The 17,975-nt window shown below is 63.8% G+C and carries 18 protein-coding genes; 4 read left to right on the top strand and 14 right to left on the bottom strand.

What is annotated here, in order from left to right:
* Genes glmM through L21_RS09045 form a run of 6 tightly spaced genes read right to left on the bottom strand, consistent with a single transcriptional unit; the run spans position 1 to position 5,015 of the window.
* A complete protein-coding gene (gene glmM, locus L21_RS09070) occupies positions 1-1,257 on the bottom strand; it encodes a phosphoglucosamine mutase (RefSeq protein WP_074370160.1) in 1,257 nt (418 codons plus the stop codon).
* 37 nt (positions 1,258-1,294) lie between these two features.
* A complete protein-coding gene (locus L21_RS09065) occupies positions 1,295-1,900 on the bottom strand; it encodes a hypothetical protein (RefSeq protein ID WP_074370159.1) in 606 nt (201 codons plus the stop codon).
* Complete coding sequence (locus L21_RS09060; protein WP_074370158.1) at positions 1,897-2,511, bottom strand: cyclase family protein; 615 nt, start codon at positions 2,509-2,511, stop codon at positions 1,897-1,899. Before L21_RS09060 ends, L21_RS09065 begins: the two co-directional genes overlap by 4 nt.
* Positions 2,508-3,173: a protein-L-isoaspartate(D-aspartate) O-methyltransferase gene (locus L21_RS09055; protein ID WP_074370157.1), complete on the bottom strand. Its 666-nt coding sequence runs from the start codon at positions 3,171-3,173 to the stop codon at positions 2,508-2,510. The genes L21_RS09060 and L21_RS09055 overlap by 4 nt, the downstream gene beginning before the upstream one ends.
* A gap of 13 nt (positions 3,174-3,186) precedes the next feature.
* Positions 3,187-4,308 carry a SufB/SufD family protein gene (locus L21_RS09050; RefSeq protein WP_394329528.1) on the bottom strand — a complete coding sequence of 374 codons (1,122 nt, stop codon included), beginning with the start codon at positions 4,306-4,308 and terminating at the stop codon, positions 3,187-3,189.
* Positions 4,284-5,015 (bottom strand): ABC transporter ATP-binding protein, encoded by a 732-nt coding sequence (locus tag L21_RS09045; RefSeq protein ID WP_074370155.1) that lies wholly within the window; start codon positions 5,013-5,015, stop codon positions 4,284-4,286. Before L21_RS09045 ends, L21_RS09050 begins: the two co-directional genes overlap by 25 nt.
* Positions 5,016-5,240: 225 nt before the next feature.
* Here L21_RS09045 and L21_RS14155 point away from each other — a divergent pair, with 225 nt between their 5' ends.
* Positions 5,241-5,396, top strand: a complete 156-nt coding sequence (locus L21_RS14155; protein WP_178377711.1) for a hypothetical protein — start codon at positions 5,241-5,243, stop codon at positions 5,394-5,396.
* Between the two features lie 12 nt (positions 5,397-5,408).
* On the opposite strand, the gene L21_RS09040 is transcribed toward L21_RS14155, so the two are convergent.
* Positions 5,409-6,527 carry a hypothetical protein gene (locus L21_RS09040; protein ID WP_074370154.1) on the bottom strand — a complete coding sequence of 373 codons (1,119 nt, stop codon included), beginning with the start codon at positions 6,525-6,527 and terminating at the stop codon, positions 5,409-5,411.
* 4 nt (positions 6,528-6,531) lie between these two features.
* On the bottom strand, positions 6,532-7,299 hold the full coding sequence (locus L21_RS09035) for a TIGR01458 family HAD-type hydrolase (protein ID WP_074370153.1): 768 nt from the start codon (positions 7,297-7,299) through the stop codon (positions 6,532-6,534).
* A gap of 127 nt (positions 7,300-7,426) precedes the next feature.
* On the opposite strand from L21_RS09035, the gene L21_RS09030 reads away from it, so the two are divergent.
* Both L21_RS09030 and L21_RS09025 read left to right on the top strand, forming a co-directional pair.
* Positions 7,427-7,930: a hypothetical protein gene (locus L21_RS09030; RefSeq protein ID WP_074370152.1), complete on the top strand. Its 504-nt coding sequence runs from the start codon at positions 7,427-7,429 to the stop codon at positions 7,928-7,930.
* Between the two features lie 83 nt (positions 7,931-8,013).
* Positions 8,014-9,042, top strand: coding sequence for a ribonuclease H-like domain-containing protein (locus tag L21_RS09025; RefSeq protein ID WP_083608920.1), 1,029 nt, complete (start codon positions 8,014-8,016; stop codon positions 9,040-9,042).
* A 313-nt stretch (positions 9,043-9,355) separates the two neighbouring features.
* On the opposite strand, the gene L21_RS09020 is transcribed toward L21_RS09025, so the two are convergent.
* Positions 9,356-9,562 (bottom strand): helix-turn-helix transcriptional regulator, encoded by a 207-nt coding sequence (locus tag L21_RS09020; RefSeq protein ID WP_074370151.1) that lies wholly within the window; start codon positions 9,560-9,562, stop codon positions 9,356-9,358.
* A 34-nt stretch (positions 9,563-9,596) separates the two neighbouring features.
* Positions 9,597-9,983: a hypothetical protein gene (locus L21_RS09015; protein ID WP_074370150.1), complete on the bottom strand. Its 387-nt coding sequence runs from the start codon at positions 9,981-9,983 to the stop codon at positions 9,597-9,599.
* A 349-nt stretch (positions 9,984-10,332) separates the two neighbouring features.
* Here L21_RS09015 and L21_RS09010 point away from each other — a divergent pair, with 349 nt between their 5' ends.
* A complete protein-coding gene (locus L21_RS09010; protein ID WP_074370149.1) occupies positions 10,333-12,591 on the top strand; it encodes a bifunctional alpha,alpha-trehalose-phosphate synthase (UDP-forming)/trehalose-phosphatase in 2,259 nt (752 codons plus the stop codon).
* Here the strand turns inward: L21_RS09010 and sepS are convergent.
* Genes sepS through prf1 form a run of 4 tightly spaced genes read right to left on the bottom strand, consistent with a single transcriptional unit; the run spans position 12,566 to position 17,970 of the window.
* On the bottom strand, positions 12,566-14,161 hold the full coding sequence (gene sepS / locus L21_RS09005; RefSeq protein ID WP_074370148.1) for an O-phosphoserine--tRNA ligase: 1,596 nt from the start codon (positions 14,159-14,161) through the stop codon (positions 12,566-12,568). The two genes, L21_RS09010 and sepS, sit on opposite strands and share 26 nt — an antisense overlap.
* A complete protein-coding gene (gene twy1 / locus L21_RS09000) occupies positions 14,158-15,051 on the bottom strand; it encodes a 4-demethylwyosine synthase TYW1 (RefSeq protein ID WP_074370147.1) in 894 nt (297 codons plus the stop codon). The genes sepS and twy1 overlap by 4 nt, the downstream gene beginning before the upstream one ends.
* On the bottom strand, positions 15,032-16,696 hold the full coding sequence (gene argS / locus L21_RS08995) for an arginine--tRNA ligase (protein WP_074370146.1): 1,665 nt from the start codon (positions 16,694-16,696) through the stop codon (positions 15,032-15,034). The genes twy1 and argS overlap by 20 nt, the downstream gene beginning before the upstream one ends.
* 2 nt (positions 16,697-16,698) lie before the next feature.
* Positions 16,699-17,970, bottom strand: coding sequence for a peptide chain release factor aRF-1 (gene prf1 / locus L21_RS08990; RefSeq protein WP_074370145.1), 1,272 nt, complete (start codon positions 17,968-17,970; stop codon positions 16,699-16,701).
* Positions 17,971-17,975 lie beyond the last annotated feature (5 nt).

The raw sequence follows: 17,975 nt of genomic DNA, 5'->3' as shown, positions 1-17,975 counted from the left end.
TTACTCCAGAGTATGTTTCGCCTTCTCAAGGGCGGCATGCCCCGCGTCGAGCATTTCTTTCGCCTTTGCGGGTGTTCTTCCCTCGGCCGTGATCCGGACCTTCGGTTCGGTGCCGCTTGCCCGGATCAGGTACCAGCCGTCTTCATCCTCGAACCGGACCCCGTGCGTCGGCTCATCGGCCCCCATCGCCCCCATGACCTCCCGCGGAACGTTGATCCGGTACGACTCCCGCAGAAGGGTGTAGCGGGGCATCCGGTCGAGTTCCTCGGCGATCGACCACTCCGACGCGATCTCGCAGAGGAGGGCCGCAGCGTAGATCCCGTCCGGGCAGTAGGAGTGCTCGGGAAAGATCCAGCTCCCCGACGCCTCGCCGCCGAAGTCCCCCCAGGAGAGGAGTTCTTCGGAGACGAAACTGTCGCCGACCGGCGTGCGGCGGACCTCTGCGACCTCCTCGATCGCCATCGAGGCGTCGACGGTGGTGACGACGCGTTTGCGGTCGAGATATTTCGCAAAGAGCATGAGGAGGTGATCGCCGTCGATATAGCGGCCGCGCTCGTCGAACGCCATCATCCGGTCGGCGTCGCCGTCGTGGATCACCGCGCACGCCGCACCCCGCCGCCGGACGATCTCGCCGATGTAGGGGAGGTTTGCCTCGAGCGGCTCCGACGGCCGGGAGAACCTTCCCATGACGTTGCAGTTCAGGCCGATCACGGTTACCCCCATCCCGGCGAGGAGATCGGGGGTGATGACGCTTCCGGCACCGTTGCCGCAGTCGAGCACGGCCGTGGTGGGACGGGAGAGACTGACCTTATCGAGGATCGCCTCCCGGTGCGCGTCCACCGCGTCTATCGGCCGGGCATGCCCCTGCTTGTCCCAGGTTCTCCAGTGTGTGGCGCGGAGCGCATCTTCGATCCCCGCCTGCTGCCGGAGGGTGAACGACGACCCGTCGGGGTTGAGCAATTTGACCCCGTTGTAGGACTCGGGGTTATGGGAGGCGGTGATCATGCATCCTGCGTCCGCATTCCGCGTAGCGTGCGCGACCGTCGGCGTGGGCGCGATCCCGCAGGAATAAACGGTTGCACCGGCCGAGAGCATCCCGGAGACGACACAGTGCTCAAGCAGTTCGCTGGTCGTGCGGGTGTCCCGGCCGACGACGATCCCCGAAGCCCCGGCTGCGACGGCCGCTCCGACGCGGAGCGCGAGGTCGACGAGGCCGGGGCCGAACTCCTGCCGGATGCCGGAAGAGCCGAAAAGCATATTCTTGTATAATCCTTTCTTTCCTAAAAAAAGGTATTCATCGTCCGTAGGGACACCAGTGCTCGAGATTGATAAGCCCGCTGACCCCGGCGGCCGAGGGTCCGAGGAATACCATCCGTTTCCGGTCCCGGTACTCGTCGATGCAGGCGACCCCCGCATCGCTCGTCATGCCGTCTCCGCCGACCAGGAGGATATCGGCCGCCTCCGGCGTATCAACGATCTGCGGTGCAAGCGCCCGCTCGAGCACCGGCATCGGACCGACGAGGTAGACCCGTTTTCCCGCGACCTCGCGGGAGAGCTCCGCAAGGCAGGGGGCGTAGCAGTCGGGGGTGCAGGGCTGGAGTCTCCGCGCCAGGCAGAGGAACGCCGAGACGGTGTTGACGATCGCGCCTGCCGCGCCCCGCTGCTTCTGATTTTTGAGCGGCGCACCGAACATAAAGGAGATCCGGGTGTTTGCCCGGACCGGCTCGCTCGTGATGAACTGTCCGCTCCGCCCGCCGAAGCGTCCCTCCATGGCGACGCCTTTCGGGTACTGGCAGATGTCCGCGTCGTGATTCACGCTGAGCGTCACGATACCGTCCTCGCACCCGCTGTCAGCGAGGATCGTCTCCAGCCTCTCGATTGCACTGTTCCAGAAACTCATGGTTCTTCCTCCACATCCGACAGGATTGCCCGCACGGGCGACCCGTCGATACCTTTGAGCCGCAGGGGGAGCGCCGTCATGCGATAGTCTCCTTCCGGCACGCCGGAGAGATCGAGGAGTTCGAGGATGACCGTTCCGCTCCCGAGCAGCAGGCGGTGGACGGAACCGTCGCCGTTGAACGACTCGATCGACGGGGTATCGATCCCGAGGCAGACGATCCCGGCCTCGACGGTCATCTCCGCCGCTTCGGGGGAGAGCGCCGGGTACCCGGGGTCGAACTCCCGCCGCCCTGAAAACCAGGTCTTTACGAGGATCGTCCTCGCGCCGTCGAGGCGGCCGGCGAGATGACCCGGTTCGATGATCCCGCCTGCGGTGCTGCAGTCGAGCACCCGTGCGGGCCCCATCAGCACCGCGGGCGGGATCTCGTCTACCGTCAGTCCTCCCTCAATGTAGTGCGAAGGGGCGTCGATATGCGTCCCGGTATGACTCCCGAGCACCATCTCGGTCACGCGATACTGTCCGTTGTCGATCTCGCGGAACCGGGGCCGGACGTCTCCCGGGTAGAGGACGGCATCCCCGGAGAGGTCCCGGGTGATGTCGTAGATCGTCACGGGGATACCTCTCCCTGCCACCCGAACTGCCCGATCAGCGGCACGAAGCAGACGCCGCCGAGCGGGATCGTCTCCACTCTCGCCCCGCGTTTGACGAGTTTGACGAGGTCCTGGCATTCCCGTGGCCCGACGGGAGCGATCAATCGCCCGCCTTCGGCGAGTTGCTCTACCAGGGGGCCGGGGATATCGGGCGATGCCGCCGTGACGATGATGGCGTCGTAGGGTGCCTCCGGCGGGTAACCCTGTGTGCCGTCGCCGACGACGATCTCGACACCCCTGACCCCTGCCCGGGCGAGGTTCTCCCGCGCCCGGTCGGCGAGCTCCGGCAGGCGTTCGACGGAGACGACCTTCCCGCCGAGTTCGGCGAGGATCGCCGCCTGGTAGCCGCTGCCGGTCCCGATCTCGAGGACGCGGTCGTGGGAGCGGATCTCCAGTTGTTCAGTCATGACGGCGACGATGTAGGGCTGGGAGATGGTCTGCCCCTCGCCTATGGGGAGCGGCCGGTCTTCGTAGGCGGCACGCTCCCAGTTCTCCGGAACGAAGAGGTGGCGGGGGATCTTCTCCATCGCGGCAAGAACCCGCTCGTCCCTGACCCCTCTCGCCCGGATCTGGAACTCCACCATCTCCTCGCGCTCCCTCTGGCAGGGGTCGGCCGTCGTCATACCTTCTCCCGGATCAGAATCCTGATTCAGCTTTGTCGATCGCGGCGTCGATCTGCTCCTGCAGGACTGCAGGCAGACCGCTGATCTTCACATCCAGAAACCCGCGTATAATGGTTGCGGTGGCCTCCTCCTCGGAGAGCCCCCGGGCCATGAGATACTCGATCTCGTGGCGGGCGATCTTTCCGACCGCAGCCTCATGGGAGAGTTCGGTGCCGGTCAGCGTTCCTTCGATCTCGGGGATGGCGTGGACGATCCCGTCCTTTAAGATCAGGCCCTTGCATTCGATATGGCCCCGGGTCTCGTCCTTCTCGCCGAGGATGTGACCGCGGGAGATGATGGTGCCGCCGGTGGTGATCGCCCGGGTGATCAGTTCGGCGCTCGTATGCTCGGCGCCGAGGATGGCGCGGGAGCCGAGATCGAGGGTCGATCCCGGTGTCGCGACGACGATACTCGAGAACCGGGCGACGGCGTTCCTCCCGATCAGGCGGGCCGTCGGGTACATGTCGACTTTCCTGACCGGCTGCATGCAGACGTAGTTCGAGAGGAAGGTTCCGCCTTCCTCGACGACGGTGGCGCTCCGCGGGAAGACGCTGATCCCGGGGTTCCAGTTGTGGATCATCGTGGACGTGACCTTGGCGCCTTTGCCGACGTAGATCTCGGTCACCCCGATATGCGCCCCGTGCTCCTTCTGCCAGGAACTTGCGCAGCCGGAGATGATGTTGATCTCCGAGCCTTCTCTCGCGATGAAGAGGTTGTGGACGTGCTGCACCGGCTCGTCGCGCAGAAAGAGGCAGGCCTGGAGGGGCATCTCGACCTTCACCCCTTCGTGGGCGATGACGACGAGGCCTTGCGGATTCTCCTGTTTTGCAAGGTATTCTGTGTATTTGTCCTTATCCTTCGGAACGGCGTTCCAGTAGTAGTCCTTCACCCAGTCGTACTTCTCGAGAGCGGCCTTGATGGGGATCATCTCGATCCCTTCCGCCCCGCAGGTGGTCTGGATCACGTTCTGGTCGATCTGAAAGAAGCTCCCGCACCGGTTCTGCATCCCGACCTCGAGACCGGTCAGGGCGAGGCGTTCCCGGTCTTTCTCCGGTAGCCGTTCGATGTCGCCTACATCTGTTTGCAACGCAGACACTCTCCGTATCCTTTCTCTTTGACCACGCGCAGGATCTCGCGGGGGTTCCCGTGGCACCGGATCCGGCCGTCTATGAGCACGTGACCCTGGTCGGCCTCGAGGTAATCGAGGATGTAGCCGGTGTGGGTGATGATGAGGCCGCTCTTGCGGCGGTTGACGATATGGACATCCTTTTCGAGGAGGTTCGCGATCTCTTTGCCCATCAGGCCCATGTTCTCGAGGTCGACACCGCTCTCCGGCTCGTCGAGCATGAGGAAATCGGGCTGCTGGACCTTCAGTTGCAGAACCTCGCTCCGTTTGATCTCGCCGCCGGAGAACCCGACGTTGGTGTCCCGGGCGAGAAAGCGCTCCATATTGACCGTCTGCGCGAGCGCCTCGATCGCGTCGCTGCCGAGATGAGACGTGGCGGTGAGGAGTTTTCCGAGTTTCAGCCCCGATATCGCGGGTGGGTGCTGAAACATCATGCCGATCCCGAGATGGGCGCGCTCGTGGATCGGCATCCTGGTGATATCCGTTCCCTTAAAAACGATGGACCCGGACGTGATCGTGTAGCCGCCGAACCCCATGATGGCTTTGAGCAGCGTGCTCTTTCCCGAGCCGTTCGGCCCCATCAGGATATGGGTCTCCCCCTGCCCGATATGGAGGTTGATGTCGTGGAGTTTCTCGGTGCCATCCACTTCCACGTGCAAATCACTGATATCCAGCATACGGCACTCCGTTTCATGTATTTGTCAGGGGATACATTAACACTTGCCAACAGAACTGTTGCTGTTTCGGCCGGCAGGTGGTCGGAATGCACCGGTTTTGAGGATTTGCCGGTTTAGTAAGACTCTTATTCGGATTGGGGCCGGGATTTGGGGCGGAATTCCGGCAGTTCACTTTCACCCCGCACGCGGCCTACGGTTAAGTAGGCCCCTCGCCCCGTTTGATGTATGGAACAATCTGCATTCTCAACGTTTGCCTGCATCGCCGAGCGGGCCGCCCGGTATCCGACCGTTGTTCGGCGCAGCCAGATGCGCAAGGCGGCGTACTTCGCCTCCGACGCCCCGGCAAACCGACCCCTCCTTGTGGCGGAGAGCCTCGCGTAAGTCCTCTCCCGGTCACCCCGTAAGATACTCGCGGGCTAAAAGGTACGACCCGGGCCGGTCGTGGGCGTGGCCGGCGAGGTGGTTGTGGAGGTTCACGGCAGCCTCCGCCTCATCGAGCATGACGTTGTAGGCCTCTACCGCGTCGTTGTAGTCGCCGGCCATCAGGTTGTATTCCGGGACGAGCCGGTTGTACTCCCGGATATTCCCCGACCGTGAGAGGTCCGCCATCTTTGAGTCCAGGGCCGCGAGAGCCCCCCGGTCCGCATCGAGTTCGTGGGTGCGCACCGCAAGTTCCTCTTCGAGTTCCCCGACCCTGTCGCGCGATGCGGAGAGGGCACGCTCGATCGTCTCAATCTCCTCACAGGCAGCATAGAGTCCGTCTCCATCCCCGACCGGTATCACGAGCGGATCGGAGGAGAGGGCCGTCCCGTCCGCGAGCGCTGCAGGCAGGATGCCCGCGTAGCTCCTGTTCGTCGTCTCAATGTAGGCATATGTTGTGTTGCGGTAACGGCACCCGGCGCTCTTCACCCCGACGGCCATATGCTCCTCCTCCCCCAAGTAGAGGAGCGCGACCCCGTAGCCTTCCCGTGCGAGGAGCGCGGCGAGGAGGAGGCTTTTGTCGTCGCAATCGCCCTCGCCGTCCATGTAGGTCTCGATCGGGAACTTCGGTTCGGTCGTCGAGGCATCGGTTTTGTAGGGGATCGACTGCACGAACACGGCGATCAGTTCGAGGTAACGATCGTCGTCGAGTTCTTCCCGGTCCCGGATCTCGCGGAGAGCCGCGAGCAGGTCGATATAGAAGGGCTCCTGGTGGGGGTCGTTCGCGAACGCCAGGTAATAGATCGGGATCCACTCCTCCTTCGCGAGGTCTTCGTAGAGGTAGAGTTGCCGGTCGGCCTCTTTCGCACCGGCGTAGACCGCCGGGTCGGGCTCGATCCGGATCGTCTCCTCCCCGTCACCGAAGGGGAAGGTATAGACCGGCGCCTCCCCCGGGGCCGCCCCCTCGACCGGCACGATCGCCGGCGGGACGACCTCTCCCCGGCGCTCTCCAAGCCCGGGGAGGCCGCCCAGGCACCCGACCGCGAGGATCGCGGCGGCGAGGGTGAGCGCGGTGAGGATTCGTCGCCGCATAGGATCAGATATACTCCGGGAGGTCAGCGAGCGAGTCGATGACGAGGTCGGGCTCGATGCCTGAAGCACGGACGGCCTCTTCCCGGTACTTGCCGGTCTTCACCAGGATGCCCTTCATGCCGCAGGCCCGGGCGCCGCCGATATCGGTAACGATATCGTCGCCGACCATCGCCGCCTCGCGGGGCCCGGCCCCGATCTCCCGGAGCGCACGCAGGAAGAACGCCGGAGAGGGTTTCCCGATCACCTCCGCCTCTTTCCCGGCGGCGTACTCGAGTGCGGTAACGAAGGGCCCGGCGGAGAGCATCAACCCGTCCGCTCCCATCCAGAACCGGTCCTTCTCGAGCGCGACGAGGTCCGCGCCCTCCACAAGAAGGCGGAACGCCCGGTTCAGGCGCTCGTAGGAAAGGCCGTCGGCCGCGTCGGCGACCACGACCGCATCGGCTCCCTCCTCCACGGCTACGATCCCGGCCTCCTCGAAGTCCGTCCGGGCGTCGGGGGTGGTGAGGAGGAAGCACCGGGTCCGGCCCCCTTCCCGCAGGTGTGCGGCGGCAGCGACCGGGGCGGTGACGATCCAGGGCTCCGGGACGGCGTAGCCGAGAGCCTGCAGACGTTGCGCGACCGAATGGCGGGAGCGCCGGGTGGTGTTGGAGACGAACCGGTAGGGTATCCCCCGCCGGTCGAGCTCCCGGAGCGCTTCCCCGGCTCCGGCGACCGACCGATTGCCGACGTAGAGGACGCCGTCGATATCGATCAGGACTGCTCCGATCTTCATACCTTCTGTTGTCCGCGGGAGTATTTATGCGGTGCCCGGGAGGGGCGGCAGATTCGTGAGAACCTTCATGGGGTTGCAGGTGTATCCGTCCCCGATCCGAAAACCGTCATAAGGAGGGGATGAGAAGATGGATACATTCGAGCGAATTCCCGTGGACGTGCGATGGAAACTCGCCGCCCGGGAGGTCTCCGCGCTGCCGCTTGCCTACCGGAGAGCCATCAGGGACGGCGCCGACGACCAGCTCTACAACGAGGTCGAGCGGGCGGTGTGGGAGGAGCAGGGCCGGGAAGCGGGCGTCATAGCCCGTGCTTTCGGGATGCCGCTCGGGAACGCCCGGGAGGTTGCGGAAGCGTTTGCGGCGGCGACGAGACTGCTCTTCGGGCCGGAATACCGGTACGAGGTCAAAGACCCGGCGCCGGGAGAGGCGCTCCTGACCGTCAGCGGGTGTGCGATGACCGCCCGGGCAGAGGAGGAGGGCGAAAACCCGCTCGCAGCCTGCAACGCCTGCCACGCCTACACGAACGCCGCGATATCCGGCCTGAACCCGAACTACGCCCCGAATTATCAGAGCGCCATCTGCGCCGGCGACGCAGCGTGTTCGATCGTGGTGAGGCCTGCACGGCGGAAGTGATGCTGGGACCCCGGGTCCACCGTTCACTTTCGCCACGCGGCGGGTAGGTTGAAGGCCGGGAGAATCCAACCCTGGCCGGGAGGATGTCATACCCGTTCGATGAGCGCTGGAGGTCTGCCCCGAGTTTCCGGCCGCCGTTCATCCGCCGTTCCGACGACGACGAGGCCCGAAGGCTCCGGGACGACCTCGTCGCCGGATACCGGGGCCGGGCGGTCGAGGACGTCTTCTGCGGCCGTGAGATAGCGTGCCCTTCCGGGACGTGCTACGTCGTCGAGTCCCGGACCCCCATGAGCCTTGACGCCCGCGACCCCGGTCGGGCGACATCGGCCGTCCTCGGCGACCTCACCCTGGTTCGCGGCATCGGCGAAGCGACCCGGCGGCGCCTCGCGGAGCGGGGCTGCCGGACGATCGCCGATCTTATGGCGTATCCTCGCTATCGCCGGGATGCTGCCCGGCTCCTCGATTCGATAGCGGATACCCGGGGCCTCACGGCGGAGATCGAGCGGCGGCGCCGGCGGAGCGACCCGCTCCTCCTCGAGGCCAGCCGGTTCCACGCACCCGAAGATTTCGTCTTCCTCGATATCGAGACGCTGGGGCTCTCTTCACGGCCGATCATCCTCATCGGCCTCGCCCGGGTGAGCGGCGGGTCGATCGCCGTCCGCCAGTACCTCTCAAGGTCGGTCGAGGAAGAGGAAGCGGCGCTCGCCGCCGTCCTGCCCGACCTGGAGGCGGAGGGAACGGCCCTCGTCACCTTCAACGGCCGGGCGTTCGACGTCCCGTACATCCGGGACCGGCTCGCCCGGCACGGCATCCCGGCAGACCTTGCCGCTCCCCACTTCGACGTTCTCTACTTCGCACGCCGGCGCTGGAAGGACTCGCTCGCCTCCTGCCGGCTTGGTGCGCTGGAGACAGGGGTTCTCGGCGTCGCCCGGGCGGACGATGTCCCGAGCCGGATGGTTCCGGAGTTCTACGAGACCTACCGCAGGACTGGAAATCCCGGCCCGCTTGTCCCGGTCGTGGAGCATAACCGGCAGGACATCGTCTCGCTTGCCCGGCTCTTCGCACTCCTCAGGGGGGATGGCGATGGTGGTGCGGCACCATGCCGCGGCTGATCGGAAGGGGGCGGCAGGAAGGAAAATATCGGGACAAATCCGCGGAATGCCGAAACAATACTTCCTTTGTACCGCGCTCAGCCCGAAGAATGAGCATACTCTCGGATTATATGTTTACCTGACAATAAAAACTCAAATACTTGGTATCGCGTGTAACCTGTCCTTATTCGCGAATAGGGGGCTGGAGAGGGGGAATTGCAGAGCAAAATGTTTTTTAAACTGCGGTTCCGACCTTAGAACTTGCCCCCAATACCTTTTTGCGGTTTGTTCCCGTGTTGTCGTAACCTGCCGTGCAGTCACCTGCAGGGTACGTTCATGCCAGATCCTCTTCCTCGAAGATGAAGACCTCCTCGATGGTGGAGCCGAGCGTCCGGGCCACCCTGTAGGCGAGTTTCAGGGAGGGATTGTACTTTCCTTTCTCGAGGAAGACGATCGTCTCCCTCCTGACCCCGACCTGTTGCGCCAGTTCCTCCTGGGTGATCCCCGTCTTCGCCCGCAGTTCCCGTATCCGTGTCTTCACAGCACATCCCCCCTCAAAATGAGGCGGGCCGGCTTCACGCCACGTCCCCCTGCCGGAAGAGGTACCACTGGAAGAGCCGTGCGGAGAGCCCCATCAGCAGGATGGCGGAGAGCAGCACGGTCTCGACCGTGAGGGCGAGCAGCCTGAGGTAGTCCACCCAGAAGAGGATTGCTAGGAAGACGATGGTGAGAAGCCAGGAGTAGGAGATGGCGTAGGCCCCGATCTTCTGCGTCCGCTCGTCTTTCTCCGGCTCGTCCCGGAACCTCCAGTACCGAACCACGGCCACCGCGAGGATCACGAGACCGATCGTCACCATAAGCGAGGAGAGCGCCTCCGTCCCGTCTACGAGGAACGGGAGGAGGATGCCTGCAGCGCTGAGAACCGCTCCCGCTGCAATCTGTATTGCGTATCGTCTCTTCATCGTTGCACCTGTTAGGTATATCTAACAATGTGTTAGAAAAATATAACGTTATCGGTATCACACGCAGGTTCCGGGGACGGGATGCCGGATCGACCGTAAATGCCCTGTCTCCTCACGTTCCCATATATCTGAGGGGCACCGGGCAGCCGTTGCCGGTGATGCCCCGGCGGGATCGCCGCGTTCGGGCGTGCACGGTATGCATGGGTTCTCCGGAGACCGGCAGAACCGGGCAGATGGGTTGGTTCCTCGATCTCTGATGTCTGTAATTTTTCGAGATTTCTCCAAAACCTTAATTTTGATTGAGATTCTTTGGGTGCTGATCATATCCTATCATGAACAGGGTCGAACCATGAATCGGTTACTGATAGTCTCAAACAGGCTTCCGGTCAGCGTATCCCGGAAAAACGGCGATCTCCATCTCCAGCGGAGCGTCGGCGGACTTGCCACCGGGGTCGGTTCGTTTTACAAGTCTTACGAGAGCCTCTGGGTCGGGTGGCCCGGCATGAACATCCAGAAGCAGCAGAGCGAAGAGAGAGATCGGATCGTCGAGACGCTCAGGAAGGAGCAGTGCCACCCGGTCTTCCTCACCCCGTATGATATCAGGCACTACTACGACGGGTTCTGCAACAACACCCTCTGGCCGCTCCTCCACTACTTCAACCTCTATGCAGACTACGACCCGAAGACATGGCAGGTCTACCAGCGGGTGAACGAGAAGTTCTGCGACGCCGTGATGGAGGTGGCCCGGCCCGACGACACCATCTGGATCCACGACTACCACCTGATGCTCCTCCCGCAGATGCTCCGGGAGCGTCTCCCCGATGCCGAGATCGGCTATTTCCACCACATCCCCTTCCCGTCGTTCGAAGTCTTCCGGCACCTGCCCTGGCGGAACGAGATCCTCTCCGGCCTCCTTGGAGCGGACCTCATCGGGTTCCATACCTACGGCTATGTCCGCCATTTCCTCTCCAGCGTCCGGCGGATCCTCGGTTATGAACATTCCTTCGGGGAGGTCAGGACCGGCACCCGGGTGGTGCGGACCGACCTCTTCCCGATGGGCATCGATTACCACCGGTTCGCCGACTCCGCGGGCAGCGCCCCCGTCCAGAAGGAGATAACCCGGATCCGGCAGAAGTACGGGAAGCGCAAGATCATCCTCTCCTTCGATCGCCTGGACTACACGAAGGGGATCCCGCTCCGGCTCGAGGCGTTCGACGCGCTCCTTGAGAAGAAGCCGGAGTACCAGGGAAAGGTCTCCCTCGTCCTCGTCGCAGTCCCGTCCCGGACAAGCGTCAACAGTTACAAGGTGCTGAAGAAGCGGATCGACGAACTCGTCGGCCGGATCAACGGGAAGTACGGGACGACCGACTGGGTTCCCGTCCGCTACTTCTACAACTTCCTCCCGTTCGAGACGCTGGTGGCGTTCTACAGCGCCGCCGACGTCGCCCTGGTGACGCCGCTCCGGGACGGCATGAACCTGATGGCGAAGGAGTACGTCGCCACGAGGACCGACGGCATAGGCGTCCTCATCCTCTCCGAGATGGCAGGGGCGGCCGAGGAGCTCGGCGAAGCGATCATCGTCAACCCGAACGACCAGGACGCCGTGATCGAGGCGATCGAGACGGCGCTCGCCATGCCGGAGAAGGAGCAGATCGAGCGGAACCGGACGATGCAGAGGAGGTTGATGCGCTACGACATCGAGCACTGGGTCGGCGACTTCCTCACACGCCTGGGCGACGCCCGGGCGGTCCGGGTCGAACGCTCCGAGCAGATCGTCACCCCCGCCATCAGGGACGAACTGGTCGCGGATTACAGTGCCGCGAACGACCGTCTCCTCCTCCTCGACTACGACGGCACCCTGGTTCCGTTCGCCTCAAGGCCCCAGAAAGCGGTTCCCGGCGACGTAACACGGGAGGTGCTCACGTCCCTCTCCCGGACGCCCGGAAACGAGGTGGTGGTGATCAGCGGCAGGGACCGGTCCACGCTGGATACCTGGTTCGGGGAACTGGATATCGGGATCATCGCCGAGCACGGCGTCTGGGTGAAAGAGCGCTCCGGGGAGTGGCGGATGCCTGAGGCGCTCTCGGACGAGTGGAAAGGGGAGATCTACCCGCTCCTCGAACTCTACACGGATCGTACGCCCGGCGCTTTCATCGAGGAGAAGGACTACTCTCTCGTCTGGCACTACCGGAGAACCGAGCCTCTGCTCGGGGCGCAGCGGGCGAAAGACCTCAAAGACGACCTCCTGCACCTGACTTCCAACCTCAACGTCGGGGTCATGGACGGGAACAAGGTCATCGAGATCAAGAACAACGTCGTCAACAAGGGCAGAGCGGCGCTGAACTGGGTATCCCGGAACGCCTGGGAGTTCATCCTCGCCATCGGGGACGACCGGACGGACGAAGACCTCTTCGAGGCGATGCCGCCGGACGCCTACTCGATCAAGGTCGGGCTTGCTCCGAGCAGGGCCAGGTTCAATCTGGTCGCCCAGCGGGACGTGCTGCCTCTCTTGAGGAGGTGCATCGAGGGCGATAGGGGGTGCGTCTCCGGAAAAAAAGAGAGGCCCGGGAGGGAGAAGCCCCTTATTGAGTCGGCTGCTCCGGGATGACGGACCTGACCGTCAGGAAGACCGGGCCCCGGAGGTCCACCTTTTTGTTGTGGTCGGTGACATACCGCATCGCGTACTCCTCGATGCGCAGGTTGACGTCGGAGGGGAGTTTCGACATCTTAACCTGGACGTGCGTCCCTTCGCCGCACCGTGCCGCCTCCTCGATCCGGGCGGCGGCGAGGCTCGATACCGCGTCGAGGTAGGTTATCCCGGTGGAGACGCCTTCCTCCCGGACCTTCGCCCACTTCTCGATATCCGGGACGCCGAGCACCGAACCGTCGTGAACGTAGACCTCGTTCGCGCAGGCCGGCCCGCAGAGTTTCGTGTTGGACTCGGGCTCCTCGACGATCACCTCAACCTCTCTTCCGGCGATCTCGCCCTTCCACGCGGTGAACGCACAGGGCCCGGCCGCGGCCGCGTGCTCGGCGGCCGTATCGCGGATAGCCTCCGCCATCCGTTTTCCGGCCGCGGATACCGGCTCCTCACGGAGGTGGACGGCGCCGGCGATCTCGCGGTCGGAGATCTTCTGCGGGAAGAACTGCGGATAGGTGAGCTGGCGGACGTCGTTTGACTGGTAGGCGATCATCGCGAGCCGCTCCACCCCGAGACCGAGGTTCATCACCGGCACGCCGATCCCGTACTCCGCAAGCGCCGAGGGGGAGTAGATGCCGAAGGTGGCGACCTCGACCCAGCCGAGGACCGGGTGACGGGCGTAGACCTCCGTCTGGGTCTCGGGCATGTAGTACTTCGAGCGCTTCTCGTCGGGCTGGAACCGGAACTCGGTAAACCCGAAGGCCGAGAGGAGGGCTTCGCTGATGGCTTTCCCCTCTTCGAGGGTGACGTCCTCGCCCGCAACGACGCAGGAGGCCGAGTGGTAGGTCATCAGGCGGGTGGGCCCCTCCTCCTGCTCGCGGCGGAAGCACCGGTCGATCGAGAAAAGCCGTATCGGGAGATGACGCTTCTCCCAGAGGGAGGAGAGCGTCAGGAACCAGCCGCTCGTCATGTGGCTCCGGAGGGTGTTGCGCGACGACTCGGGTGCGAGTTCCCGGAACTCGGGGAAGACCGCGTCCAGGATATGCACCACGGCGGCGTCGTCGGCCTCGAGGACGGCCGCGAGTTCGTGCGTCAGCTCGTCGCCGTCGATCGTCCCCTTCTTGTAGCCGTGAAGGGTTTCGCGGAGTTTATCCTCGGTCCCGGACGAGAGTGCACGGCCGAGGATGGCCTCGATCTCATCAACCTGCTTTCTTGCAATCCCGACGTTCGGCCGGGGCAGCCCGCCGAGGTAGAAGACCCGGTCGAGGACGGCCATGGCCTCGGGGCCGAACTGCCGGTAGATGTCCGATTCTTCGACGATCAGGGGGTTGATCGCCTCGTCAAACCCCATCGCGAGGTAGGTCTCGCGGAGCCGCTGTACGATCTCGAAGATCGGGTGCGGTGTCGCCCGGGTGTACCTCAGCCGGGGGTACCGGCCGGAGACCCCGGCCGGTGTCAGAACCGACGGCCCTTCATGCCAGGCATGCTCGAAGTCCTCTCTCGCTCTCTTTTTGAACGCTTCCACATCAAATCTCATATCTTCCGCTCCAGACAGACGACCCGGCTCACCGGGCTCTCATCCTTGATGGCATAGTCGCAGTGCTCCGTTATTTTCTCGGCGAACGCCCGAATATCGTGATGTTCCGGCATTCGGTCCCTCTGCAGTCGATTCCTACTGTACCCCAGATGCATATAACCCTTTACTTCGATGAACCGGGCGCCGGAGTCCTGGTAGATCGCCGCGTAGCGCTCGGGGGAGAAGTCGTTGTAGCCGCGGACCACGGTGGTGCGGACGGCCGACCGCCGGTCCCGGAGTCCGGCGAGGCTCTCCTGTATGCAGTCCCAGTAATCCTCCACCGGCCGGCAGAGGGCGAGGTAGGTCTCCCGGTCGGGGGCGTCCAGGGAGACGTAGGTCTGGTAGGGCCGGCACCGGGCGAGGACGTCCGGCTTGGTGCCGTTCGAGACGAGGAAGGTCGTATATCCGTCCGCGTTGAGGGCGTCGACCAGTTCCGGGAGGCTTGAATAGCAGGTCGGTTCCCCCGAGAGGGATATCGCGACCATGGTGGGGGCGAGAGCCTCCGCGAACTGTTCGGGCTCGACGTAGGGCGAGACCTTGTAGCCCGAGAGGGCCTTCTTCTGGACGCGCCGGAGGTTTGCCACGATCACTTCCGGCGGGCACTCCTCTTCCTCCACGACCTCGTGCTCGAACGACCGCCAGCAGAAGAGGCAGTGCTGGTTGCACTTGAGGGTCGGGGTCATCTGGACGCAGCGGTGGCTCTCGATGCCGTAGAACTGCGCCTTGTAGCACATCTCCCCGCCCTTGAGCGCCCGCTTGTTCCACATGCAGGGTTTTACGGCCGCCGAGGAGTTCGGGGTGATGAACTGGTAGCCCTGCTTTCTGAGGGCCTTACATGCTTCTGAGCGCATCGATCCCGAGAGTCCCAAGCGACTCCTGTAAGGTGTTCCTGACCGCATCCACGAGCGCGAGACGGCTGTTCCGGGTCTCGCCCTCGCTCTTCAAGACCGGGTCGTAGTGGTAGAAGGCGTTGAAGAGGTCGGCGAGTTCGCGAGCGTAAGCGGCGAGGAGGTGCGGGCGGAGTTCCTGCACGGTCTGCTCGACGACGGCCGGGAACCGGGCAAGGTGCCGGGCGAGCGCGACCTCGTGGTCGGTCTCAAGCGTGTAGGCCCGCTCGAACTCGCCGGCCTTATCGAGGATGCTGCAGGCCCGGGCGTGGGCGTACTGGATGTAGGGGCCGCTCTGCCGCTCGAAGTCCAGCGCCTCCTTCCAGTTAAAGACCGTGCTCTTCTCGGGAGAGACCTTCACGATGTCGTAGCGGATGGCGGCGATGGCGACCGACTTCGCGATCGCGCACCGTTCTTCCTCGGGGAGTTCCGGCCTCCGGGTGGTCACTTCCTCGAACGCCTTCGCGGCAACCTCCTCGATCAGTTCGTCCGCCGAGACAAACTTGCCCGCCCGGGTGCTCATCGAGCCTTCGGGGAGGGAGACGAACTCGAAGAAGACAATCTCGGGCGGCTTCTCGCCGAGGAGTTCGAGGGTGGCCCGGAGCTGGGCGCCGATCAGTTTGTGATCCGCCCCGAGGACGTCGATCAGCCGGTCGTAGTTGCGCCCTTTCCAGGTATGGTAGGCGAGGTCGCGGGTGCTGTAGACCGAGGTGCCGTCGCTCCTGCGGAGGATGTACTTCTTCTCGAACCCCTGCTCGGTGAGGTCGACCCAGAGCGTCTCGTCCTCGTGGGCCTGCGGCAGCCGCCGGACCTGTTCGACGATCCGGTCGACGTCGCCGATACGGATGAAATCGCTCTCCCAGACGAACCGGTCGTGGTGGGCGTTCAGGGCGGCGAGGGTCGCCTTGATCCCCTCCGCGCAGAGGGAGACGGCTCTGCGGAACTTCGCGACGGTCTCGGCATCGCCGCGCTCCACCTTCTGCATGAGGCGGTCGATCTCCTCGGTGATGGCGGGGTTCTTCTCGATCTCACGGTTCGCCGCGACGTAGATCCGGGCGACGTAGTGATCCTCCTTCTCGCCATCTTTGCGGGGGATGTCGAGGTGGTCGAACCCCCACGAGACGATGGCGATCTGGCGGCCCATATCATTGAGATAATACTGCACCTCGAGCGGGTGCCCGGCCTTGCGGAACGCCCGGGCAAGGGTGTCGCCGATGACGGTGTTTCTTATGTGGCCGACATGGAGGGGGCCGTTCGGGTTCGCGCTCGTGTGTTCGAGCACGACCCTGCCGGAACGGCGCTGGAGGGCCCCGTAGCCGGGCTCGATCGCCTCCCTGACCGCTTCCGAAAGAAGCGTCGGGCCGAACCGGAAGTTGACGTAGGGTCCGGCCGCCTCGACCCGGACGTCGCCGATTTCGGGGTTCCCCGAGAGTTTCTCCGCGATATCGGCGGCGATCTTCTGGGGAGCCCGCTTCTCAATCTTCGCGAGTTTGAACGCTATCGTCGAGGCGAGATCGGCGTGATCCCCCCCCGTCGTGAGGAGGACGTCCTCCTCGCCGATGCATGCCCGGAGCATGCGCTCGATCTGGTGATACTTCTCCTGGTACATCATCAGTATCCTGTCCTGTAGCGCAGGATTGCAGCGATCCCGCCGAATGCATTGTAGAGCATCGAACCTTCTTCGAAGTCGTCCGATATGATCCTGACCGTCGTGCTGCTCTGATCGGCGAGCGCGGTCAGTTCGTCGATGATATCGCTCTCCTCGGCCACGTAGAGCGTTCCGCCGTCCTTCGGGCAGGTGCCGAGGTCGAGGTCTTTAATATGCATGCCCGGCTCGATGCTGATCGTCCGCTCCTCGGTGTAGTCATCGTTCGGGCAGGCGAGTTTCAGCCGGGCTCTCCGGAGTTTGTCGGAGAGGAGGAGGGTGTCGACGGCGCCGAGCTCCAGGTTCTTCCTGACACTCTCCTCGCCGTAGGAGGACGCTCCATCGTCCTTCACCAGTTCCTGGAGGAACCGGTTCATCACGTTCTTCTCCTTGATGATGTCGAGGCCTTTCAAGGCGTCCGACGCGTTCTCGACGAGTTCGGCCAGCCCCGACTCATTCGTGTAGGAGACGTCGAAGAGCCCGATGATCCGTTTCTGCAACTCGTGGTGGAGGAACCCGCCCGCCTCGAACTCCTCCTTGGTCGGGGTCGGGCCGCCGATCAGCACGCCCTTGAACCGCTCGAAGAAGTCCTTCTCGGCAAGGAAGATATCGCTCGCCCGGTCGCCGATCTTCTTGTAGAACTCGTTGATGGCGATCAGCCGCAACCGCTGGAACCGGACGCTCGACTGACCTCCTTTCCGCTGCTTGCCGGGAACCGTCGAGGTGACACCGTGGACCGGCTCGATCCGGTTGCCCCGCAGGAAGCCGATGTAGGCCTCCCGCCGGTCGAGGACGATCAGGCCGTAGACCTCCTTCTCCCCGAGCATCTGCTGCAGCGGTTCGAGTTCGAACGAAGAACTGCACCGGTACATGTAGGTGTTGAGCGGCTCGGGCGGCTCGATGATCTCGCAGTCGAGGTCGGTGCGGTCGCCGCCGATATTGATCGTGCCGCAGAAGACCGCCATGCCGTGCTCCGGCGGGCGCTTATAGTATTTCAGGCGGGAGAGGATGGAGGATATGGCACTCTGGACGTTGGTACGGGTCTGTTTGCTCTTGATGTTCGCACACTGCCCGAACTCGTCGCGGAGCTGGGCGGTCACGTCGTATATCTGCTTGTCCGGAGGTATATAGAGTGTGATCAGCTCGGTGCCGCTCCCCTCCTTCTCCGCAAGCTTCTCGAGCATCTTTTTAAATTCGTAGCGCTTCCGCGCGGTATCCATCTCTTGCGTCTCTTCCATGGAGG

The sequence above is a fragment of the Methanoculleus chikugoensis genome (genome assembly GCF_900095385.1).
GTDB lineage: Archaea > Halobacteriota > Methanomicrobia > Methanomicrobiales > Methanoculleaceae > Methanoculleus > Methanoculleus chikugoensis_A.
Note: the sequence above shows the minus strand (reverse complement) of the source record. Positions and strands in the feature narration are given on the sequence as shown.